The organism is Mesorhizobium sp. C432A (genome assembly GCF_030323145.1).
Taxonomy (GTDB): Bacteria; Pseudomonadota; Alphaproteobacteria; order Rhizobiales; family Rhizobiaceae; genus Mesorhizobium.
On record NZ_CP100470.1, the window covers coordinates 1,565,422 to 1,583,246 of the forward strand.

General features: G+C 63.0%; 16 protein-coding genes and 1 tRNA gene. 13 read left to right on the forward strand and 4 right to left on the reverse strand.

Annotated elements, in window-relative coordinates; genetic code table 11:
• Nucleotides 1–245 precede the first annotated feature (245 nt).
• Nucleotides 246–1,292, reverse strand: coding sequence for a class I SAM-dependent methyltransferase (locus NLY33_RS07465; protein ID WP_023684116.1), 1,047 nt, complete (start codon nt 1,290–1,292; stop codon nt 246–248).
• Between the two features lie 267 nt (nt 1,293–1,559).
• Here NLY33_RS07465 and NLY33_RS07470 point away from each other — a divergent pair, with 267 nt between their 5' ends.
• Nucleotides 1,560–3,539: a putative bifunctional diguanylate cyclase/phosphodiesterase gene (locus NLY33_RS07470; RefSeq protein WP_023704932.1), complete on the forward strand. Its 1,980-nt coding sequence runs from the start codon at nt 1,560–1,562 to the stop codon at nt 3,537–3,539.
• A 140-nt stretch (nt 3,540–3,679) separates the two neighbouring features.
• Here the strand turns inward: NLY33_RS07470 and NLY33_RS07475 are convergent.
• Nucleotides 3,680–3,769: transfer RNA gene (locus tag NLY33_RS07475), tRNA-Ser, on the reverse strand.
• Between the two features lie 361 nt (nt 3,770–4,130).
• On the opposite strand from NLY33_RS07475, the gene NLY33_RS07480 reads away from it, so the two are divergent.
• The 3 genes from NLY33_RS07480 (at nt 4,131) to NLY33_RS07490 (ending at nt 5,927) form a co-directional block, all read left to right on the forward strand.
• On the forward strand, nt 4,131–4,838 hold the full coding sequence (locus tag NLY33_RS07480; protein WP_023704931.1) for a 50S ribosomal protein L21: 708 nt from the start codon (nt 4,131–4,133) through the stop codon (nt 4,836–4,838).
• 99 nt (nt 4,839–4,937) lie between these two features.
• A complete protein-coding gene (rpmA, locus tag NLY33_RS07485; RefSeq protein WP_015315190.1) occupies nt 4,938–5,207 on the forward strand; it encodes a 50S ribosomal protein L27 in 270 nt (89 codons plus the stop codon).
• A 132-nt stretch (nt 5,208–5,339) separates the two neighbouring features.
• On the forward strand, nt 5,340–5,927 hold the full coding sequence (locus NLY33_RS07490) for a GNAT family N-acetyltransferase (RefSeq protein WP_023688901.1): 588 nt from the start codon (nt 5,340–5,342) through the stop codon (nt 5,925–5,927).
• Nucleotides 5,928–6,119: 192 nt separating this feature from the next.
• On the opposite strand, the gene NLY33_RS07495 is transcribed toward NLY33_RS07490, so the two are convergent.
• Nucleotides 6,120–6,983 carry an endonuclease/exonuclease/phosphatase family protein gene (locus tag NLY33_RS07495; protein WP_023704930.1) on the reverse strand — a complete coding sequence of 288 codons (864 nt, stop codon included), beginning with the start codon at nt 6,981–6,983 and terminating at the stop codon, nt 6,120–6,122.
• Between the two features lie 166 nt (nt 6,984–7,149).
• Between NLY33_RS07495 and obgE the strand changes: the two genes are divergently transcribed.
• The 5 genes from obgE (at nt 7,150) to NLY33_RS07520 (ending at nt 12,839) form a co-directional block, all read left to right on the forward strand.
• Nucleotides 7,150–8,181 carry a GTPase ObgE gene (gene obgE, locus NLY33_RS07500; protein WP_023668691.1) on the forward strand — a complete coding sequence of 344 codons (1,032 nt, stop codon included), beginning with the start codon at nt 7,150–7,152 and terminating at the stop codon, nt 8,179–8,181.
• Nucleotides 8,182–8,183: 2 nt separating this feature from the next.
• Nucleotides 8,184–9,350, forward strand: coding sequence for a glutamate 5-kinase (proB, locus tag NLY33_RS07505; RefSeq protein WP_023704929.1), 1,167 nt, complete (start codon nt 8,184–8,186; stop codon nt 9,348–9,350).
• Nucleotides 9,351–9,364: 14 nt separating this feature from the next.
• Nucleotides 9,365–10,651 carry a glutamate-5-semialdehyde dehydrogenase gene (locus NLY33_RS07510; protein WP_023704928.1) on the forward strand — a complete coding sequence of 429 codons (1,287 nt, stop codon included), beginning with the start codon at nt 9,365–9,367 and terminating at the stop codon, nt 10,649–10,651.
• 200 nt (nt 10,652–10,851) lie between these two features.
• The gene (locus tag NLY33_RS07515; RefSeq protein ID WP_023688904.1) at nt 10,852–11,484 is read left to right on the forward strand and encodes a nicotinate-nucleotide adenylyltransferase; all 633 of its coding nucleotides are present in this window, start codon (nt 10,852–10,854) and stop codon (nt 11,482–11,484) included.
• 86 nt (nt 11,485–11,570) lie between these two features.
• Nucleotides 11,571–12,839 carry an MFS transporter gene (locus tag NLY33_RS07520; RefSeq protein ID WP_488473618.1) on the forward strand — a complete coding sequence of 423 codons (1,269 nt, stop codon included), beginning with the start codon at nt 11,571–11,573 and terminating at the stop codon, nt 12,837–12,839.
• 15 nt (nt 12,840–12,854) lie between these two features.
• Here the strand turns inward: NLY33_RS07520 and NLY33_RS07525 are convergent, their stop codons facing one another.
• Entirely contained in the window at nt 12,855–13,709 is an 855-nt protein-coding gene (locus NLY33_RS07525) for a mechanosensitive ion channel family protein (RefSeq protein ID WP_286439560.1), read from the reverse strand.
• Nucleotides 13,710–13,949: 240 nt separating this feature from the next.
• Here NLY33_RS07525 and rsfS point away from each other — a divergent pair, with 240 nt between their 5' ends.
• From rsfS to NLY33_RS07545, 4 genes are all read left to right on the forward strand, one after another.
• Complete coding sequence (gene rsfS, locus NLY33_RS07530) at nt 13,950–14,327, forward strand: ribosome silencing factor (protein ID WP_023668698.1); 378 nt, start codon at nt 13,950–13,952, stop codon at nt 14,325–14,327.
• Between the two features lie 62 nt (nt 14,328–14,389).
• A complete protein-coding gene (rlmH, locus tag NLY33_RS07535; RefSeq protein WP_023684125.1) occupies nt 14,390–14,872 on the forward strand; it encodes a 23S rRNA (pseudouridine(1915)-N(3))-methyltransferase RlmH in 483 nt (160 codons plus the stop codon).
• Nucleotides 14,873–14,994: 122 nt separating this feature from the next.
• Entirely contained in the window at nt 14,995–16,353 is a 1,359-nt protein-coding gene (locus NLY33_RS07540) for a murein hydrolase activator EnvC family protein (RefSeq protein WP_023668700.1), read from the forward strand.
• A gap of 1 nt (nt 16,354) precedes the next feature.
• Nucleotides 16,355–17,680, forward strand: coding sequence for a S41 family peptidase (locus tag NLY33_RS07545; RefSeq protein ID WP_023668701.1), 1,326 nt, complete (start codon nt 16,355–16,357; stop codon nt 17,678–17,680).
• The last annotated feature ends 145 nt before the right edge of the window (nt 17,681–17,825 follow it).

Genomic DNA, 17,825 nt, shown 5'->3' on the forward strand with positions numbered 1-17,825 from the left:
CCGACAGCCTGGCGATCAGCGGCAGTGCCAGCAACACGGCCAGACGCAGCCCGCCGAGCGGGCAGCACCGTCGTGCTGCTGGAACCGCCGCCACATCTGTATGGCGGCAAGCAGAACGAACACGGCGTAGGCCGACCGCAGCCCGGACGAGCTGCTCGCCCGTCGCCGGAAAGCCGGCGAAGACATGGCCTCGTCATGGCAGACCTACCTTGCTACGGGGATGCGCGCGCGATTCCCGCGCCTAGTTAGAGATCGCCCTTCCTCACCTTGCCGTAAACGATATTCCGGTTCGAGCCATAGTAGACTTTCGCGTCGAAAGGACTCCCGCCGAGGGCGGCATTGATGATGTCCCACATATCGTCGGCCGAACGTAGGATGAGCGGCCAATCCATGAAAGTCTCCATGTAACCATCCGTCGTTATCTCGTCGCTGAAATTGGCAAACAGGAATTCGCCACCGGGCTTGACGAGTTCCATGGCTCTTTGAAGCAGGCGGACGCCGATGGCACGCGGCAGGTAATCGTAAAGCCCCGATGCGTAGACGAGATCGAATGTGCCAAGGGCGTAGGCGCGGCGTAGGATGCCGCGTACGGAACCCTGGACTGCCTCGACTGCCGTGCCGGCAAAGTCGTGGTTCACCGTGGCTACGCTGACGGGGTCCTGATCCAGGCCGATCCAACGTTGCAGTTTATGCCTGGCCAACGCGTCGGAGCGTTCGGCTTCCCTGAGGTGGCCGCAGGCAATCGCCAGCACCTCAGCCTTTTCCACACTGCTGGCCGTCTCGTCCACGGTCCTGGCCAGAATATCCCGCCGCTCGCGCCCCGCCACCGAACTGGCAGCTTCACTGGTGTACGCATAGATTTGCCGACCAAGTAAGGTCGACGAGGCCACGATCTCGTCGGCGATCGGATGCTTGTAGTAAATATCCAGCAGGCCTGCATCGCCCGAATACCCGCGCGGTTTTTCGACCGACCACCGCGTGAACGGGTCCTGGAGCAAATATTCCGCGACCCGATGCTGCTGAGCCAAAGGAACGAGTTTCTGCCAAACCGCGGTAGCAACCTGCCGGCGGAGCTTGTGGAGTCGCCCCGCCAAACGATGGACGACGGGGGCGGCCGGTTTGTTTCGCGCAAAGGCTTGATGAGCAAGGTCCAGTATCAGGGCGAGCTGGGCCGTGCTGTCCCTCAACTCGTCGGAGTCAGCCGCCTCTTCGGAGGTCGCAACATGTTTCTTCATCAGCCTGGTGGTGACCAGGCTGTATTGGTCGAGCTGCAGTTTTGGCTTGATAGGCATGCCGTTTACTCTCCGGTTTACCGCCCCGGTCCCCGGCCAGCAGCATAGGTGCGCCGCCAACCAATGCTAACAATTTTAATAAAATTTTAGCAAAATTTTAATCAACGGGACGGCCATCAATCCTGCAAACTGGCTAAATCCGAACCGCCCGTTTACCCTCGGTTAGCGACATCTGACTTTTCTTGCGGACAGGGACGTCTTCATTCCCCGACCGCAGGCGACGTCGGCTGTTGCATTCGCTACTGCAGATCGCGGAGGAGCGTTGCGATGCAACTGAGCGAGGACGTTGCCCAGAAGGTGGCGGCAGCGATTGGACGTCCGCGGTGGCATTCCGCCGATCCGGAACTCCTGACACTGTTCCTGCAGAAGGATGCCGATGAGAATCGCAGCCTTGTGCGATGGGGTATTGCGGCTGCTGTATTCAGCTATGTGGCCTATGGCCTTTTCGATTGGTTTCTCTTTCCGGATGTCGCCGGCCGGCTTGTTTTGACGCGCGTTACGCTAGGGATCACTTCCCTGGCGCTTGTCGAATTTGTCGCCCGACGGGGCTTTGCCCTTGCCACCTTGCACCTTGTAGCAGCGCTGGCGATTGTCTCCGGTGCCCTTGGGTGGCTCGTCTCCGCTGTTGGAACAGAGCATCAGGATGCCCTCTCCCATTTCATGGTTTTTGGCACAGTGTTCATCCTGGGTGCGAATCTGTTCTTCAACTTCCGTTTTTGGCTTTCAGCCCTTGCCTCCGCGACGGTCGCCGCAAGCTTTGTGTACGCCGCGATGTTCTCCCTTCAGGCCGACATCGCCGGCCGCATCGTGCTGTCGGCCTATTTCGTGAACTGTCTCGTCTTGTCGCTTTATCTTTCCTGGCGGCTGAGCCTGGAGCGGTACCAGACTTTCCTGCACGCGCTTCGGGCGCAGTTCCAGGAGCAGGCTGCTATCAAGAAGGGGCAGAAGCTAACCGAAATCGCCGACACCGATCCGCTCACGGGAATGAAGAACCGCAGGGCGATCATTCGAGAATTCTCGGAGCTGCGCGAAGACTGGGCCGCAGACGACGACGAGATAGGGCTCATTCTGATCGACGTCGACTACTTCAAAAGGTTCAATGACGGACTTGGTCATCAGGCCGGCGACGATTGCCTGATCAAACTCGCCCATGTCCTTTCCGAGATGGCGGCTGCCAACAACGCCATCGCGGCCCGCTATGGCGGAGAAGAATTCGTCATTCTCTGCAAGGTCACCGGGCGGGCTCACCTTCATGAGATAACGAATAAATTCTGTCGCGCTGTAGAGGATTTGGATATCTATCACCCTGATCGGGGCGACAAGCTCAACATCGTCACGATCAGTGCCGGAGCGTCGTTGACGCGCGCCGATCAGAGCATAGAGCTTAGAATCCTGCTGCAGGAAGCTGACCGCGCACTCTACGCTTCCAAGTTTGCCGGTCGGGCTACGTTCACGATTTACGACCCGCACGCCACCAGCCAGGATCGCTCCGGCGAAAATCTTTCAGAACTGCTGAAGGTGGCAGTTTCCAACCAGCTCGTTTCCGTCGCTTACCAGCCAATTCGCGAGCTGGCGTCGGGGCGCGTGCTGGGGCACGAGAGTCTGATGCGGCTATGTGACTTCGACGGCACCATGATCAGTCCGTCCGTATTCATACCCCTTGCCGAGCAGACCGGAGCGATCGTGGAGCTGGGTACGTGGCTGATCGATCGAGCGTGCGGCGACATGGCGGAATACGGTTTGGGCTCGGTCGTGACGGTGAACGTCTCCGTTCTTCAGCTCAAGGCTCCCAACTTTTCGCTCCGGATCACCGAAATCCTTGGCAGGCACGGCCTTGCGCCCCAGAAACTGGCCATCGAAATCACCGAAGGCAGTGACATCTTTCTGGAGGCGCAAGCGGTCAGAAACGTGGAGCGGTTGCGAAAACTGGGCGTTCAGATCTGGCTGGACGACTTCGGAACGGGATTTGCCGGCCTGACATGGCTCCGCCGCTTCAAATTCGACGTGGTCAAGATCGATCGCAGCTTCCTCCACGATTGCCAGACGTCTCGTGGCTTGAGCCTGTTGCGGGACATGGTCGGACTGCTGCGCAATCTCGGCCATGTCGTGCTCGCCGAGGGTGTCGAAACGGAAGAGCAGTATATATTGCTGCAGCGCCTGGGGGTAAATTTGATGCAGGGCTTCCTCACCGGGCATCCAGTCCCGATCGAAGAAGTGAACCAGATCAGACAAGGGCTCGTTGCCTAGCGGCAGCCTCTACGCTGAAGCTTCGGAGGGCATCCTGCTTCGTTCCGGTCCCCCTACGCTACTTCGTAGCTTCGGGCGACACTCCTACGCCCAGATGCGGTTCCGGGTGGCCTGCCACCCGAAGCCCGCAGGGCGTAGGGTGGCGGAGAGGGAGGGATTCGAACCCCCGATGGGCTTGCACCCATGCCGCATTTCGAGTGCGGTGCATTCGACCACTCTGCCACCTCTCCGCGGTCATGGTCGGCCGTTGCCGGCGCGGCGCACTAGATAACGGCTGGGCGGGCAGGTTACAAGGCCAAATCCACGGGGAAATTCAGCTTCCTGTGCGGGCTTTGCCGGGAGGGCTGCGCCGCGGCCACGTCGGCAGATAGGCCAACCGGTCCTCGACCGGAGGGATCGGGCGCGGCAAGGATGGCCAAGGATTCCGCCCGTTTGCCTTGACTCGTACCGAACCTTCGGTTAGGGGAAGCGCGCAATCGGCGTGGAGGGTTCTTCCACGCCGCTTGTTTTTCGAACCCGCAGACTGACAAAAAGACGGCCGAACCGCGTGACGCGGCTCATCGAGGCCGACCGAACAGCGAAAGGCAAAAAATGTTCGCAGTCATTAAAACGGGCGGTAAGCAGTATCGCGTTGCCGCCAACGATCTCCTGAAGATCGAGAAGCTCGAAGCCAATGTCGGCGATATCGTCGAAATCGGCAGCGTCCTCGCCCATGGCGAAGGCGAAAATGTCACCTTCGGCGCCCCGTTCGTCGATGGCGCTCTGGTCACGGCGGAAGTCGTCGAGCAGGGCAAGAACCGCACCGTCATCGCTTTCAAGAAGCGCCGCCGGCAGAATTCGCGCCGCAAGATCGGCCACCGCCAGCTTCTGACCACCGTGCGGATCGCCGAGATCCTGCTGGGTGGCGCCAAGCCTTCCAAGAAGGCCTCAGCCAAGGTGGAAGCCAAGGAAGTCAAGGCTGACGTAGCGCCCGAGGCGAAGGCCGAGGCCGCGCCGAAGGAAGCCAAGGCGAAGAACGAAGCCAAAGCCGAGGCTGCTCCGAAGGATGAAGCCAAGACGGAGACCGCCGTCGCCGCGCCGCTGTTCAAGGCGCCGAAGGGCGAGCCGGACGATTTGGCCGTGATCAAGGGCATCGGCCCGGTTGCCGCCGGCCAGCTGCACGAGCAGGGCATCACCACCTTCGCCCAGCTTGCCAAGCTGTCGGACAAGGACGTGGCCAAGATCGACGCGCACATGCCCTTCAGCACCGACCAGATCAACGACTGGCGCGAGCAGGCCAAGGAACTGGCGAAGAAGTAAAACGAACCGGCGACAAGGTCGCCGGATCGGACTTGAAACGGAACGCGAACGCGTTCATAAGACCATTCAAGCGCCCCAGGGCGCATCGGAGTTAGTTAGATGGCACACAAGAAAGCTGGCGGCTCGTCGCGCAACGGTCGCGACTCGCATTCCAAGCGTCTGGGCGTGAAGAAGTTCGGCGGCGAAGCCGTCATCCCGGGCAACATCATCATCCGTCAACGCGGCACCACCTGGCATCCCGGCGTCAATGTCGGCATGGGCACGGACCACACCCTTTTTGCGCTCGAGACCGGCGCAGTCACCTTCAACAAAAAAGCCAACGGCCGAACCTACGTATCGGTCAACCCGATTACCAAAGCCGCGGAGTAGCCGGTTCCGCACTATAAAACCGGCGCCCATCTCGGGAACCGGTGTCTGGCCAAACCAGTGAATGGAGCCAGGAAAAGGATCAGGGGAGATGGGTTTTCCATCTCCCCTTTTTTCTTGCCTGGAGGACGTCGAATGGTTGCCGAAGCGGAAGACACCGAAGACGAAAGTTACGCGATAGATTGCCCGGTGCTGGCCACGGAGCGGCTGGTGATGCGCGCCCCGTGTGAAGCCGACATCGCGCAACTGGTCGAGCTTGCCGACAACCGTCACGTCGCCGAGATGCTGGCCCGCATGCCGCACCCCTATGGCGAGGCCGAGGCACGCGCCTTCCTGGCCATGACCAGGTCGCGCCGGGCCGGCATCGCCTACGCCCTGACGCTGGCCGGCACCGACATTTTCGTCGGCTGCGCCGGCCTCAACATGACCGATCGCGGGCTGGAACTCGGCTACTGGATCGGCGAGCCCTATTGGAAGCGCGGCTATGCGACGGAGGCCGCGCACGCGTTGGTCGACCTCGCCTTCCAACGGACGTCGATCCAGGTGCTGCAGGCTTCGACGCGGGTGATCAATCCGGCCTCGCGCCGGGTCATCCACAAATGCGGCTTCCAGTATGCCGGCCAGGGCATGCTGAACTCGATCGTCGCCGGCCAGGTGCCGGTCGAGCGGTACCGGCTGGACAGAAAGACCTGGATCAGCCTGCGCAATTGGGTGCATTTTTAGGTGTTTTGATATTCAGGTGAGGCCGGCCTGCAAATGCGGGTTTATGCGCTTCCGGTGCACGTACTTAAGTACGCTCCGCTCCGGTTCTCGAAAACCAGTGTTTTCGGCTCGGCCTGACCTGAATCTCAACACACCTAGGCGCGTGCCTCCAAACGACTGGTTTGGCAACGTTGGTTGTGGATCGGACTCAACTCAGCCCATCTCGACCCAAATCGGGAGATGGTCCGAACCGACCGCTTGACGGTCGACCCACAGGCGCTTCAGCGATCCGGCGAGCGAGGCCGAGGTAAAGATGTAGTCTATGCGCTTGTGGCGGCTTGTGTCTTCGGGTCGCGTGGGATCGACCCAGGTGACGACGTCTGGTGTGTTCAGGCGCTGGGCGACGTCGACGGCGAGATCGGCGGTCAGCGGCATACCGAATTCATGGTCCGGGCGGCCGACGAGTTCGACATATTCGGGCGAGCCGGGCAGCATGTTGAAGTCGCCCATGACGATGAAGGCTTCGGGATAGGGCAGGTCCGGCAGGCCGATCTCGGGAATGCCGGAGAGGCCGCCGCCCTCGAAGGCATAGTTCAACAGGCGCTGGCGCAGGAACCGGATCTGGTTGGCGCGTTCAACCGGACTGCGATGGTCGAGATGCGTGGAATAGAAGCGGATGAAGCCGAGCGGGGTCTCGACCAGCGCCTCGAGTGCGCCGCGCTGGAAGTTCATCGCCTCAAGGCTGCGGCTGCGTGGCAAAAGCAGATTGCGCGACAGATGGATCGGTGTCTTCGACAGCACCATGTTGCCGAGCTGGAAAGTGGTGGTGATGGCGCGGCCGGCCTCCAGGCGCGAGCCGACATTGACCTCGAAATTGCTGCCGTAGGCGGCAAAATATTCGGGCAGCGCCTCGCCGATCTCGGCCACCATGTCGCGGTTGCCGTTCCTCGGATTGTTGCGGGTCACTTCCTGCAGCGCGATCACGTCGGCGCCGCGAACCGCCTCGGTGATGCGGCCGAGATCGTAGCGGCCATCCAGACCGATACCGTACTGGATGTTGTAGCTTACAACCTTCATTCCCGCGCCCCTCAAGCTCCGTACGCGACACTGCTACCGCGTCCCCGACAAAAGGGCATCCGGCGCTTTAGTCGCAAAACGGCCTCGCCCTTGGCCGCGCCTTGGTTTAGAGCAAGGCGCAAGATCTAAAGCAAAGCCGCAAGGCCAACAGAAACTGCGTAGTCCAATGAAATTTCTCGATCAAGCCAAGGTTTATATCCGCTCCGGCGACGGTGGCGCCGGCTCTGTGTCGTTCCGGCGCGAAAAATTCATCGAGTTCGGCGGCCCGGATGGCGGCGACGGTGGCCGCGGCGGCGATGTCTGGCTGGAAGCGGTCAATGGGCTGAACACGCTGATCGACTATCGGTACCAGCAGCACTTCAAGGCCAAGACCGGTGTCCACGGCATGGGCCGCAACATGACCGGCGCCAAGGGCGCCGATGTGACGCTCAAGGTGCCGGCCGGAACCCAGGTGTTTGCCGAGGACAATGAGACGCTGATCTGCGACCTGACCGTGGTCGGCCAGCGCTTCCTGCTGGCCAAGGGCGGCAATGGCGGTTTCGGCAACCAGCATTTCAAGACCTCGACCAACCAGGCGCCTCGCCGCGCCAATCCGGGCCAGCCCGGCGAAGAGATGAATGTCTGGCTGCGGCTGAAGCTGATTGCCGACGCCGGCCTGGTCGGGCTGCCCAATGCCGGCAAGTCGACTTTTCTGGCAACCGTCACCGCAGCCAAGCCAAAGATCGCCGACTACCCCTTCACCACGCTGCATCCAGGTCTCGGCGTTGCCCGCATCGATGCGCGCGAATTCGTCATCGCCGACATTCCGGGCCTCATCGAGGGCGCGCATGAGGGTGTCGGCATCGGCGACCGGTTCCTCGGCCATGTCGAGCGCACGCGTGTGCTTCTGCATCTGGTTTCGGCGCAGGAGGAAAATCCGGGCAAAGCCTACAAGACCGTGCGCGCCGAGCTCGACGCCTATGGCAATGGGCTGATCGAGAAGGTCGAGATCGTGGCGCTCAGCCAGGTCGATATCCTCGATGCCGATGAGCGCAAGAAGAAGGTTGCGTCGCTCAAACGCGCTGCCGGCCGCGCGCCGATGCTGCTGTCGGCGGCCACCGGCGAGGGCGTCGAAGCGGTGCTGCGCGCGCTGATGGCGGTTGTCGGCGAAGCGCGCGACAGGGCTGCCGCTCCCGTCGAGACCCGCTGGGACCGATAGCGATGACGGCGCAGTCGCTGACAAAATACCGGCGCATCACGGTCAAGATCGGTTCGGCCTTGCTGGTCGACCGCACCAGCGGCCTGAAGCGCGACTGGCTTGCCTCGCTTGCCGAGGATATTGCGGTGCTGGCCAATGGTGGCGCCGAGATCCTGGTCGTGTCCTCCGGCGCCATTGCGCTCGGCCGCACCATTCTCGGTCTCGGCAAACGGGCGCTGAAGCTGGAAGAAAGCCAGGCGGCTGCGGCCGTCGGCCAGATCGCGCTGGCCGGCGCGTGGTCGGATGCGCTGGGCAAGGGTTCGCTGAAATCGGGCCAGATCCTGCTGACGCTGGGCGACACCGAAGAGCGCCGCCGCTATCTGAATGCCCGCGCGACGATCTCGACGCTGCTCAAGATGAAGGCGGTGCCGGTCATCAATGAGAACGACACGGTGGCGACCTCCGAAATCCGCTATGGCGACAATGACCGGCTGGCGGCCCGGGTGGCGACGATGATGGGCGCCGACCTGCTTGTGCTGCTCTCCGACATTGACGGGCTCTACACGGCGCCGCCGGCGCGCGATCCCGCTGCGAAATTCATTCCGGTGGTCGACCGCATTACACCCGATATCGAAGCGATGGCGGGGGCGGCCGCTTCCGAACTGTCGCGCGGCGGCATGCGCACCAAGCTCGACGCGGGCAAGATCGCCACCGCCGCCGGCACCGCCATGATCATCACCTCGGGCACCAGGCTGTCGCCGCTGATGGCGATCGAGCGTGGCGAGCGCGCCACCTTCTTCAGGCCGAGCGCCAATCCGGTGAAGGGCTACAAGAGCTGGATCGCCGGCCAGCTCGAACCGGCGGGGCGGCTCACCGTCGATGCCGGCGCCATCGGTGCGCTGCTGTCCGGCAAATCTTTGCTGCCGGCCGGCGTCAGGCTGGTCAGCGGCAATTTCTCGCGTGGCGACACGGTGGCGATCCTGTCGCCCGAGGGCCGCGAGATCGCGCGCGGGCTTGTTGCCTACGATGCCGCCGATGCCGTAAGGATCGCAGGCCTGAAGACCGCCGAGATCGAAACCGTGCTCGGCTACGAGGCGCGCTCGGCGATGATCCACAGGGACGATCTGGTGGTGAGCGATCCGGGTGACCAGATACGGCCTGCCGGCCAGCTATGGGCCGGGGCGAGGTAAGCGGAGGATGAGCCATGCTGAAACTGCATGAACAATCCGGGGATGACACCGTCGCGCTGATGGCCGGTATCGGCCGCCGCGCCCGCGCGGCCGCCCGACCGTTGGCCATTGCGACCGCCGCCGCCAAGAATGCCGCGCTTCTCGCCATGGCCGACGCGATCATCGCGCGCCAGCAGGAGATTCTCGACGCCAACGCCATCGATGTCTCTAACGGACACGAATCCGGACTGTCCGGCTCGTTCATGGACCGGCTGAAGCTCGATCCGGCGGGCACCCGTGCCATGGCGGATGGCATCCGTGAAATCGCCGAGCTCAGGGACCCGGTCGGCGATGTGATTGCCGCCTGGGATCGCCCCAACGGCCTGCAGATCGAGCGCGTGCGCACGCCGCTCGGCGTTGTGGGCGTCATTTATGAAAGCCGGCCGAATGTGACGGCGGATGCCGGTGCGCTCTGCCTCAAGGCCGGCAATCCGGTAATCCTGCGTGGCGGCTCGGACTCGCTCAATTCGTCCGCCGCCATTCATGCCTGCCTGGTCGAGGGGCTGAAGGCCGCCGGCCTGCCGGAAGACGCCATTCAGCTGGTGCCGACCACCGACCGCGCCGCCGTCGGCGAAATGCTGAAAGGGCTTGGCGGCAATCTCGACGTCATCATTCCGCGCGGCGGCAAAAGCCTGGTCGGGCGCGTCCAGAGCGAGGCGCGGGTGCCGGTCTTTGCCCATCTTGAAGGCATCTGCCATCTCTACATCGACCGCTCGGCCGATCTCGACATGGCGGTCAGGATCGCCGTCAACGCCAAGATGCGGCGCACCGGTGTCTGTGGCGCTGCAGAGACTTTGCTGGTCGACCGCGCGGTGGCCTCCACGCATCTGGTGCCGATCCTCGACGCGCTACGCGCCGCCGGCTGCGAGATCCATGCCGATCAGGAAGTGATGAAGCTGTTCTTCGACGCCAAGCCGGCGACCGATGCCGACTGGGTGACCGAATATCTCGAGGCCATCATCGCGGTAAAGCTGGTAGACGGAATTGCCGGTGCCATCGACCATATCGAGACGTTCTCCTCACACCACACAGAGGCGATCATCGCCGAGGATACCAAAGCGGTCGAGCGGTTCTTCAACGAGATCGACTCGGCGATCCTTTTGCACAATGCCTCGACGCAGTTCGCAGATGGCGGCGAATTCGGCATGGGAGCCGAGATCGGCATCGCCACCGGCAAGATGCATGCGCGCGGTCCGGTCGGCGTCGAACAGCTGACCTCGTTCAAATACCGCGTGCGCGGGTCGGGACAGGTGAGGCCTTGAATCATTCGCGTCAGGGCTTGAGGCATTGAGCCCAGACACCCCCCTCTGTCCTGCCGGACATCTCCCCCGCAAGGGGGAGATCAGCTTTTTCTTCCGCTTTCGCCAATCACTAACGTTGCAAGAAAAGTGCCTTTGCCGAAGCTGCTGATCTCCCCCTTGCGGGGGAGATGCCCTGTAGGGCAGAGGGGGTGCCTAGCACCATGCTGTCGTCCCTTCAGCCCGCCATCCCCTCGCACTACCTCCGTATGCCGCATGCCGAGAAAGGCCTCGCCGTCGGCCTGTTCGGCGGATCGTTCAACCCGCCGCATGCCGGCCATGCGCTGGTGGCGGAAATTGCGCTCAGGCGGCTGGCGCTCGACCAGCTATGGTGGATAGTGACGCCTGGCAATCCGCTGAAGAGCACCAGGGAATTGGCGCCGCTGAGCGACCGGCTGCTCCAGTCGGAGCAGGTCGCCAAGAACCCGAAGATCAAGGTCACCGCCTTCGAGGCGGCGCATCATATTCGCTTCACCGCCGACACGCTGGCGCTGGTCAAGGCACGCAATCCCGGCGTCGACTTCGTCTGGATCATGGGCGCCGACTCACTCCGCGATTTCCACCGTTGGCAGCGCTGGCGCCAGATCGTCATGACCTTCCCCATCGCGGTCATCGACCGCCCGGGCGCGACGCTGTCCTTCCTGTCCTCGGTCGTGGCCAAGACGTTCGACTATGCCCGCGTCGACGAGGGTGACGCGCCCCGGCTCGCGCGCATGAAGGCGCCGGCCTGGACCTTCATCCACGGCCCACGCTCGTCGCTGTCATCGAGTGCTATTCGCCAGCAAGCCAAGGGGTAACTCCGTAAGACCAGATCGCCGATGTCGCTTTTACGGCGGCCTTTCGCGATTGGCTGGGCGATGCTGCGCTGGATATGGCCAATTCAGTGAACCAGACCGACATCGACCCCAATCATGGCGCCCCGCCGGCGCCCGTGATCGCCATTGCCAGCGTAATCGTGTCGATGGCGCTGATCGCGGTCGGCAACGGGTTGATGTTCGCCTATATCCCGGTCCGGCTTGGGGTCGAGCGCTTCGATCCGACCTGGGCCGGGCTGATCATCACCGGCCTTTCCGCCGGCGGACTTGCCGGCTGTATCCTGACCGGGCCGCTGGTGCGCCGCGTCGGGCACGCCCGCGCCTTCATGGTGCTGTCGGCGCTGATAGCGCTGTCGAATGCTGCCATTGGCGCCGGCACCTACCCGCTGCTGTGGATCGCGGCGCGCGCGCTTTACGGTTTTGCAATATGCGGCCTGTTCATCGTCGCCCAGAGCTGGCTCAACGATGCCGTCGCAAACGCCATTCGCGGCCGGGTGATGGCGGTGTTTTACGTCGCCTATGTCGCCGGACTTGGCGTCGGCTATGCCCTGCTGGCGGCGGTCGACATCGCGACGGCGCAGGCGCCGCTGATCGGCATTGCCTTCACCGCGGTGTCGATCCTGCCGGTCGGCATGACGCGGTTGGCTCAACCGCCGCCACCTCGCGCAGCCTCCGTGGCGCTTGGCCGCGCCTGGCGGATCTCGCCGGTCGGCGTGGCCGGCATGCTGGCCGTCGGCGGCCTGTCGATGGCGATCGCCGGGTTCGCACCGATCCATGCCACGGCCAAAGGCTACAGCCAGGCCGATGTGGCGCTGCTTTTGTCGGCCATGCCCGTCGGCACGCTGATCCTGCAGATACCGCTCGGCTGGATTTCCGACCGTACCGATCGCCGTTACGTGCTGGCCGGCGCTGCGGCACTGGCCATCGTTGCCGGTATTATGGCTATCGGCTTTGACGGTGGCGCTCTGGCGGTGCTGGTGGTGATCTATGTGATCTGGGACGGCGCTTCGGAATCGATCTATTCGCTGGCCAGCGCGCATGCCGCCGATCGCGCCGGCAAGGACGACATGGTGGCGCTGTCGAGTTCGCTGCTGTTTGCCTGGTCGCTGTCGGGTTTCATCGTGCCAGGTATCGTGACGGCCCTGTCGGCCGTCTATGGAACGCAGGCCTTCATCTATGTGGCGATCATCATCGCCACCGTGTTCTGCCTGTTCGTGCTGTGGCGAGTGGCGACGACGCAGGCCGTTCCCGCCACGGCGACCGGCAGTTTCGCGCCGATGTCGGCGCAGGCGCCATTGCCGGTGGAGCTCGCCTACGCCCCGGAAGATCAGCGCTGAACGGTTTCACAGCTCCTACTGCCTGGTGGCGGCAGTTTCCTGTCGGGCCTCCGGCGGAGGTGCGGGAACCGAAATGGCCTCGGCGTCGAACGCCTGCTTGACGCGTTTGGTGAGATCGATCTGGGTGGCGAAGAAATCCGCCGCCGTGGTCCAGTAGCGCAAGGTGATGGCGACGCTGGCATCGCCCACCGTGGCGACGAAGGCGATCGGCGCCGGCTCTCGCTTGACGCGGCGCTCGCTGCCGGCAACGCCCAGCATGGTTTTCTGCGCCAGGTCGATGTCGTTCCAGGAGCCGATGCTCAGCGTGATATCGCCGCGGCGCACACCATTACGGGTAAAATTGCGCACCGGCTGGTTCCACAGCGTCGAATTGGGCGCCAGCACATAGACGCCGTCTGTCGTGCGGAGCTTGGTGGCGAACAGGCCGATTTCCTCGACGGTGCCGGAAATGGCGCCGACCTCGACATATTCGCCGATGCGGAATGGCCTGAGCGCCAGAAGCATGATGCCTGCGGCGATGTTCTGCAGCGTGCCTTGCAGCGCCAGGCCGATTGCCAGCCCGATGGCGCCGATGGCGGCGATGATCGAGGCCGTCTGAACGCCGAACTGGCCGAGCACCATGATGATGACCAGGATCAGGATGGCGTAGCGCACGATCTTCGAGAAGAAATGGCGCAGCGTCGCGTCGAAACCATGGATATGGCCGAGGCCGGCTGAGATCGATCGTTCTGCGAGCCCGGCGACGAGATAGCCGACGACCAGCAGGATGATGGCGCCGATGGCGGAGAAGGAATAGGAAACGATCAGCGTGCTGAGTTGCGCAAGGCCAGCCTGCACGGTGAGCAGCGTGTTCTGGGGGTCGATTGGCATCAGGAAAATCCGTTTGGGGGTGTGTCGATAACCCCTGCCGCGGCCATGGGTTCCGATTTTTCTCAAGGCTCCGGAACCGGAAGTCGTGCACTGCGTTCGCGCTGGCAGGGCCTCCCGTCTTGAAACTGCAAGGGAACTCTGCCTATCTATAGGGTGTCACCTGATTTCGTGGGTGATTTGGTTGTTCTTGCTGCGAAAGGAAATACACTGAGAACAGCATTGCGGAAGAAGGCTGACATCATGCCTTCGCCGGCCAGGATCAGCGTAGATGACGCCGTGTCCCGTGCCATCAAGACAGTCCTTGCCAGTCTGGAAGACTCCAAGGCCGAAAATATTGTCTCAATCGACATTCAGCGGAAATCGAGCCTCGGCGACTATATGGTCATCGCGTCGGGCCGGTCGCACCGTCATGTCTCGGCTGTCGCCGACCACCTCCTCAAGGCGCTCAAGGATGCCGGTCTCGGCACGGCGCGCGTCGAGGGGCTGTCCGGCGCCGACTGGGTCCTGATCGATTCAGGCGACATCATCGTCCATGTCTTCCGCCCAGAAGTCCGCGAATTCTACAATCTTGAAAAGATGTGGCAGGCGCCGGACCTCGAGGAAGAGACCTTGCACTGAGCTCCGTCTCATGTCGTAACCATCCTGGGTGCGACATGGATTGAAAGCTCGCCGAGGCAGGGATGAAGATAGCAGTTCATGCCGTGGGCCGGATGAAGGCCGGCCCCGAGAGAGAACTCGCCGACCGCTATTTCGAGCGTTTCGCCAAGAGCGGCCCGGCGATCGGGTTCGAATTCTCTGGTGTCGCCGAGATCGCCGAGGGACGAGCCCAGAACGCCAATGAGCGCCGCCGCGAGGAAGGCCAGAAGCTGCAGGCACAGCTGCAGCCGGGCACGGCGCTGTTCCTGCTCGACGAACGCGGCAAAAACCTGTCCTCAGACGATTTCGCCAGCCGTATCGGCCAGCTGCGCGATGGCGGACGCAAGGCGTTGGTCATCGCCATTGGCGGCGCCGACGGGCACGACCAGTCGATTCGCGATCAGGCTGAGCTGATAGTCTCGTTCGGCGCGGCGACCTGGCCGCACCAACTGGTGCGCGTCATGCTGGGCGAGCAGCTCTATCGGGCGGCAACGATTCTTTCGGGACATCCCTACCACCGTTCGTAAATCAGTGGGTCGAGGATCAATCGTCCGGATTTCCGCCCCAATGCGCGGCTGTTTTGTGCTAGGCTTCGGTTCGATCATGGTTGATGGTTCGTTAACGAAGCCACGCATAGAGTCGGGCTTCAATGGCTGACAACGGGAAATCACGAACGGGCTTCCGGCACGCGCGCTGCGGCATCGCTGCAGCAGTGGTTTTGCTGTCGCTCGGGCTTGCGCGGGCCGAAAATACGCTGGACGTGGCGCCCGACCCCGATCTGAGCCGTGCCGAATATGAGAAGGTGTCGGCCGAGATCACGCTGTCGTCCGAACGGCTGGCCAAGCTCGCCGCCGACATTGCTTCGGTCAAGAAGGACCATGCCTCGATCACCGCGGCGCTTATCCAGTCGGCGATGACCGAGCAGAAGCTCGGCCAGGACATCGAGGATATCGGCGCCAGGCTCGAAGGACTGAAGGGCGAGGAACAGAAGATCCGTGTCTCGCTGGCGGCGCGGCGCGACGTGCTGGCCGAGGTGCTGGGGGCGCTGCAGCGCATGGGGCTCAATCCGCCGCCGGCGATCCTGGTCAAGCCGGAAGACGCACTGTCGTCGGTGCGCAGCGCCATCCTGCTCGGCGCAGTGGTGCCGGAACTGCGCCAGCAGACCGACAAATTGCTGGCCGACCTCAGGGAACAGACCCGGGTGACGGCCTCGATCGAGGCCGAGCGGACGCGGCTGACAGCGGCGGTCGGCGAGCAGACGGCGGAAAAGAAACGCCTCTCCATGCTGCTCGAAGCCAAGCAGAAGCTCGAGGCGGACACCTGGACGGCGATGGCCGCTGAAAAGCAGCGGTCCCAGGCGCTTGCGGCCAAGGCCGGCAGCCTGAAAGAGCTGATCGCTTCGCTTGAAGCCGACAAGAGCCGCAAGGCGGCGGATGCCGTCAAGGCAGGCGAACAGAAAGCGGCCGACAGCGATAAGCCGGACGCCGATAACGCCGATGCAGGCACAACCGCGTCGACGGAGCTGGCTTCGCTGCCCGTGCCGGAAGGCAACCGCCTCACCGCCGCCGCGCCGTTTTCGGCACTTCAGGGACAAGTCTCGCTGCCGGTCACCGGCAAGATCAAGCTGCGTTTCGGGGCCGATGACGGTAACGGCGCGGTGATGCTTGGCGACATGGTTGCGACACAATCGGGAGCCATCGTCACGGCACCGGCGGACGGAAATGTGCTTTATGCGGGGCCTTTTCGCTCCTATGGTCAACTCTTGATCCTCAATGCGGGAGACGGCTATCATGTCGTCCTGGCGGGGATGAGCAGAATCAGCGTCGCGTCTGGCCAGTCGGTGCTCGCAGGAGAGCCGGTCGGCGCGATGGGAGAGGCCCGGGTGGCAAGCACCTCGGCCTCGAAGAATGGAAATGCCACGCCGGAACTCTATGTCGAGTTCCGCAAGGATGGAAAACCCGTCGATCCGACCCCATGGTGGGCGGACCGCTTCTCTGGAAGGACGTGAAATGATGCGGAAACTGTCGCTTCTTATTGCCGGTGCGCTGATGGGCGCGTCAGCGATGAGCCTGGTCTATGGCGCCCCCGGCTCGACGGCGAACGCTGCAGGCTCCGAGACCTACAAGCAACTGGCGATCTTCGGCGACATCTTCGAGCGCGTGCGGGCGCAGTATGTGACGCCGCCGGACGACAAGTCGCTGGTCGAAAACGCCATCAACGGCATGCTCACCTCGCTCGACCCGCACTCCTCCTACATGAATGCCGAGCAGGCGCAGGACATGCGCGTGCAGACCAAGGGTGAGTTCGGCGGCCTCGGCATCGAGGTCACCATGGAGAACGACCTGGTCAAGGTGATCACGCCTATCGACGACACCCCGGCTGCCAAGGCAGGCGTGCTGGCCGGCGACTATATCGCCAAGATCGACGGCCAAGAGGTTCGCGGCCTGACGCTCAACGATGCAGTCGAAAAGATGCGCGGCCTGGTCAACACGCCGATCAAGCTGACCATCCTGCGCCAAGGCGCCGACAAGCCGATCGAGCTGACGGTGGTGCGCGATATCATCAAGGTCAAGGCGGTCAAGTTCCGGGTCGAGAACGACATCGGCTACATGAAGATCACCTCCTTCACCGAAAAGACCTATGACGACCTCGAGAATGCCATCGACACCATCAAGAAGCAGGTGCCGAACGACAAGCTCAAGGGCTATGTGCTCGATCTCAGGCTCAACCCGGGCGGCCTGCTCGACCAGGCGGTGAGCGTGTCCGACGCCTTCCTCGACCGTGGCGAGATCGTCTCGACCCGCGGCCGCGACCCGAAGGACGTCACACGCTTCGACGCCAAGGCAGGCGACGACATCGGCGCCAAGCCGCTGATCGTGCTCGTCAATGGCGGTTCGGCCAGCGCCTCCGAGATCGTCGCCGGCGCGCTTCAGGACCTGCGCCGCGCCACAGTGGTCGGCACGCAGTCGTTCGGCAAGGGCTCGGTGCAGACCATCATCCCGCTTGGCGAGAACGGCGCGCTGCGCCTGACGACGGCGCTCTATTACACGCCGTCCGGCAAGTCGATCCAGGGCAAGGGCATCACGCCCGACATCAAGGTCGACCAGCCGCTGCCGCCCGAACTGCAGGGCAGGGACCTGACCCGCGGTGAATCTGACCTCAAGGGCCACATCAAGGGCGCCGACGAGAGCGATACCGGTTCGGGCTCGGCTGCCTATGTGCCGCCGGATCCGAAGGACGATCTGCAGCTGATCTATGCCGAACAGCTGCTGCGCGGCCAGAAGACCGACCCGGCATTCCCGCCGAATCCGGAGAAGGCAGTGCTTAACCAATAAAATCGACTGGTAGCTCTGGCTGCCCAATCGAAGCGATGCAATGCTGCCGGGACCGTGAGGTTCCGGCAGTTTGATTCGGGGGCAGCTGGGCGCTGCGCCTCAAAAGGCGCAGGGGACGCGCCGTCAGTTTTGGATCTGCGCATGG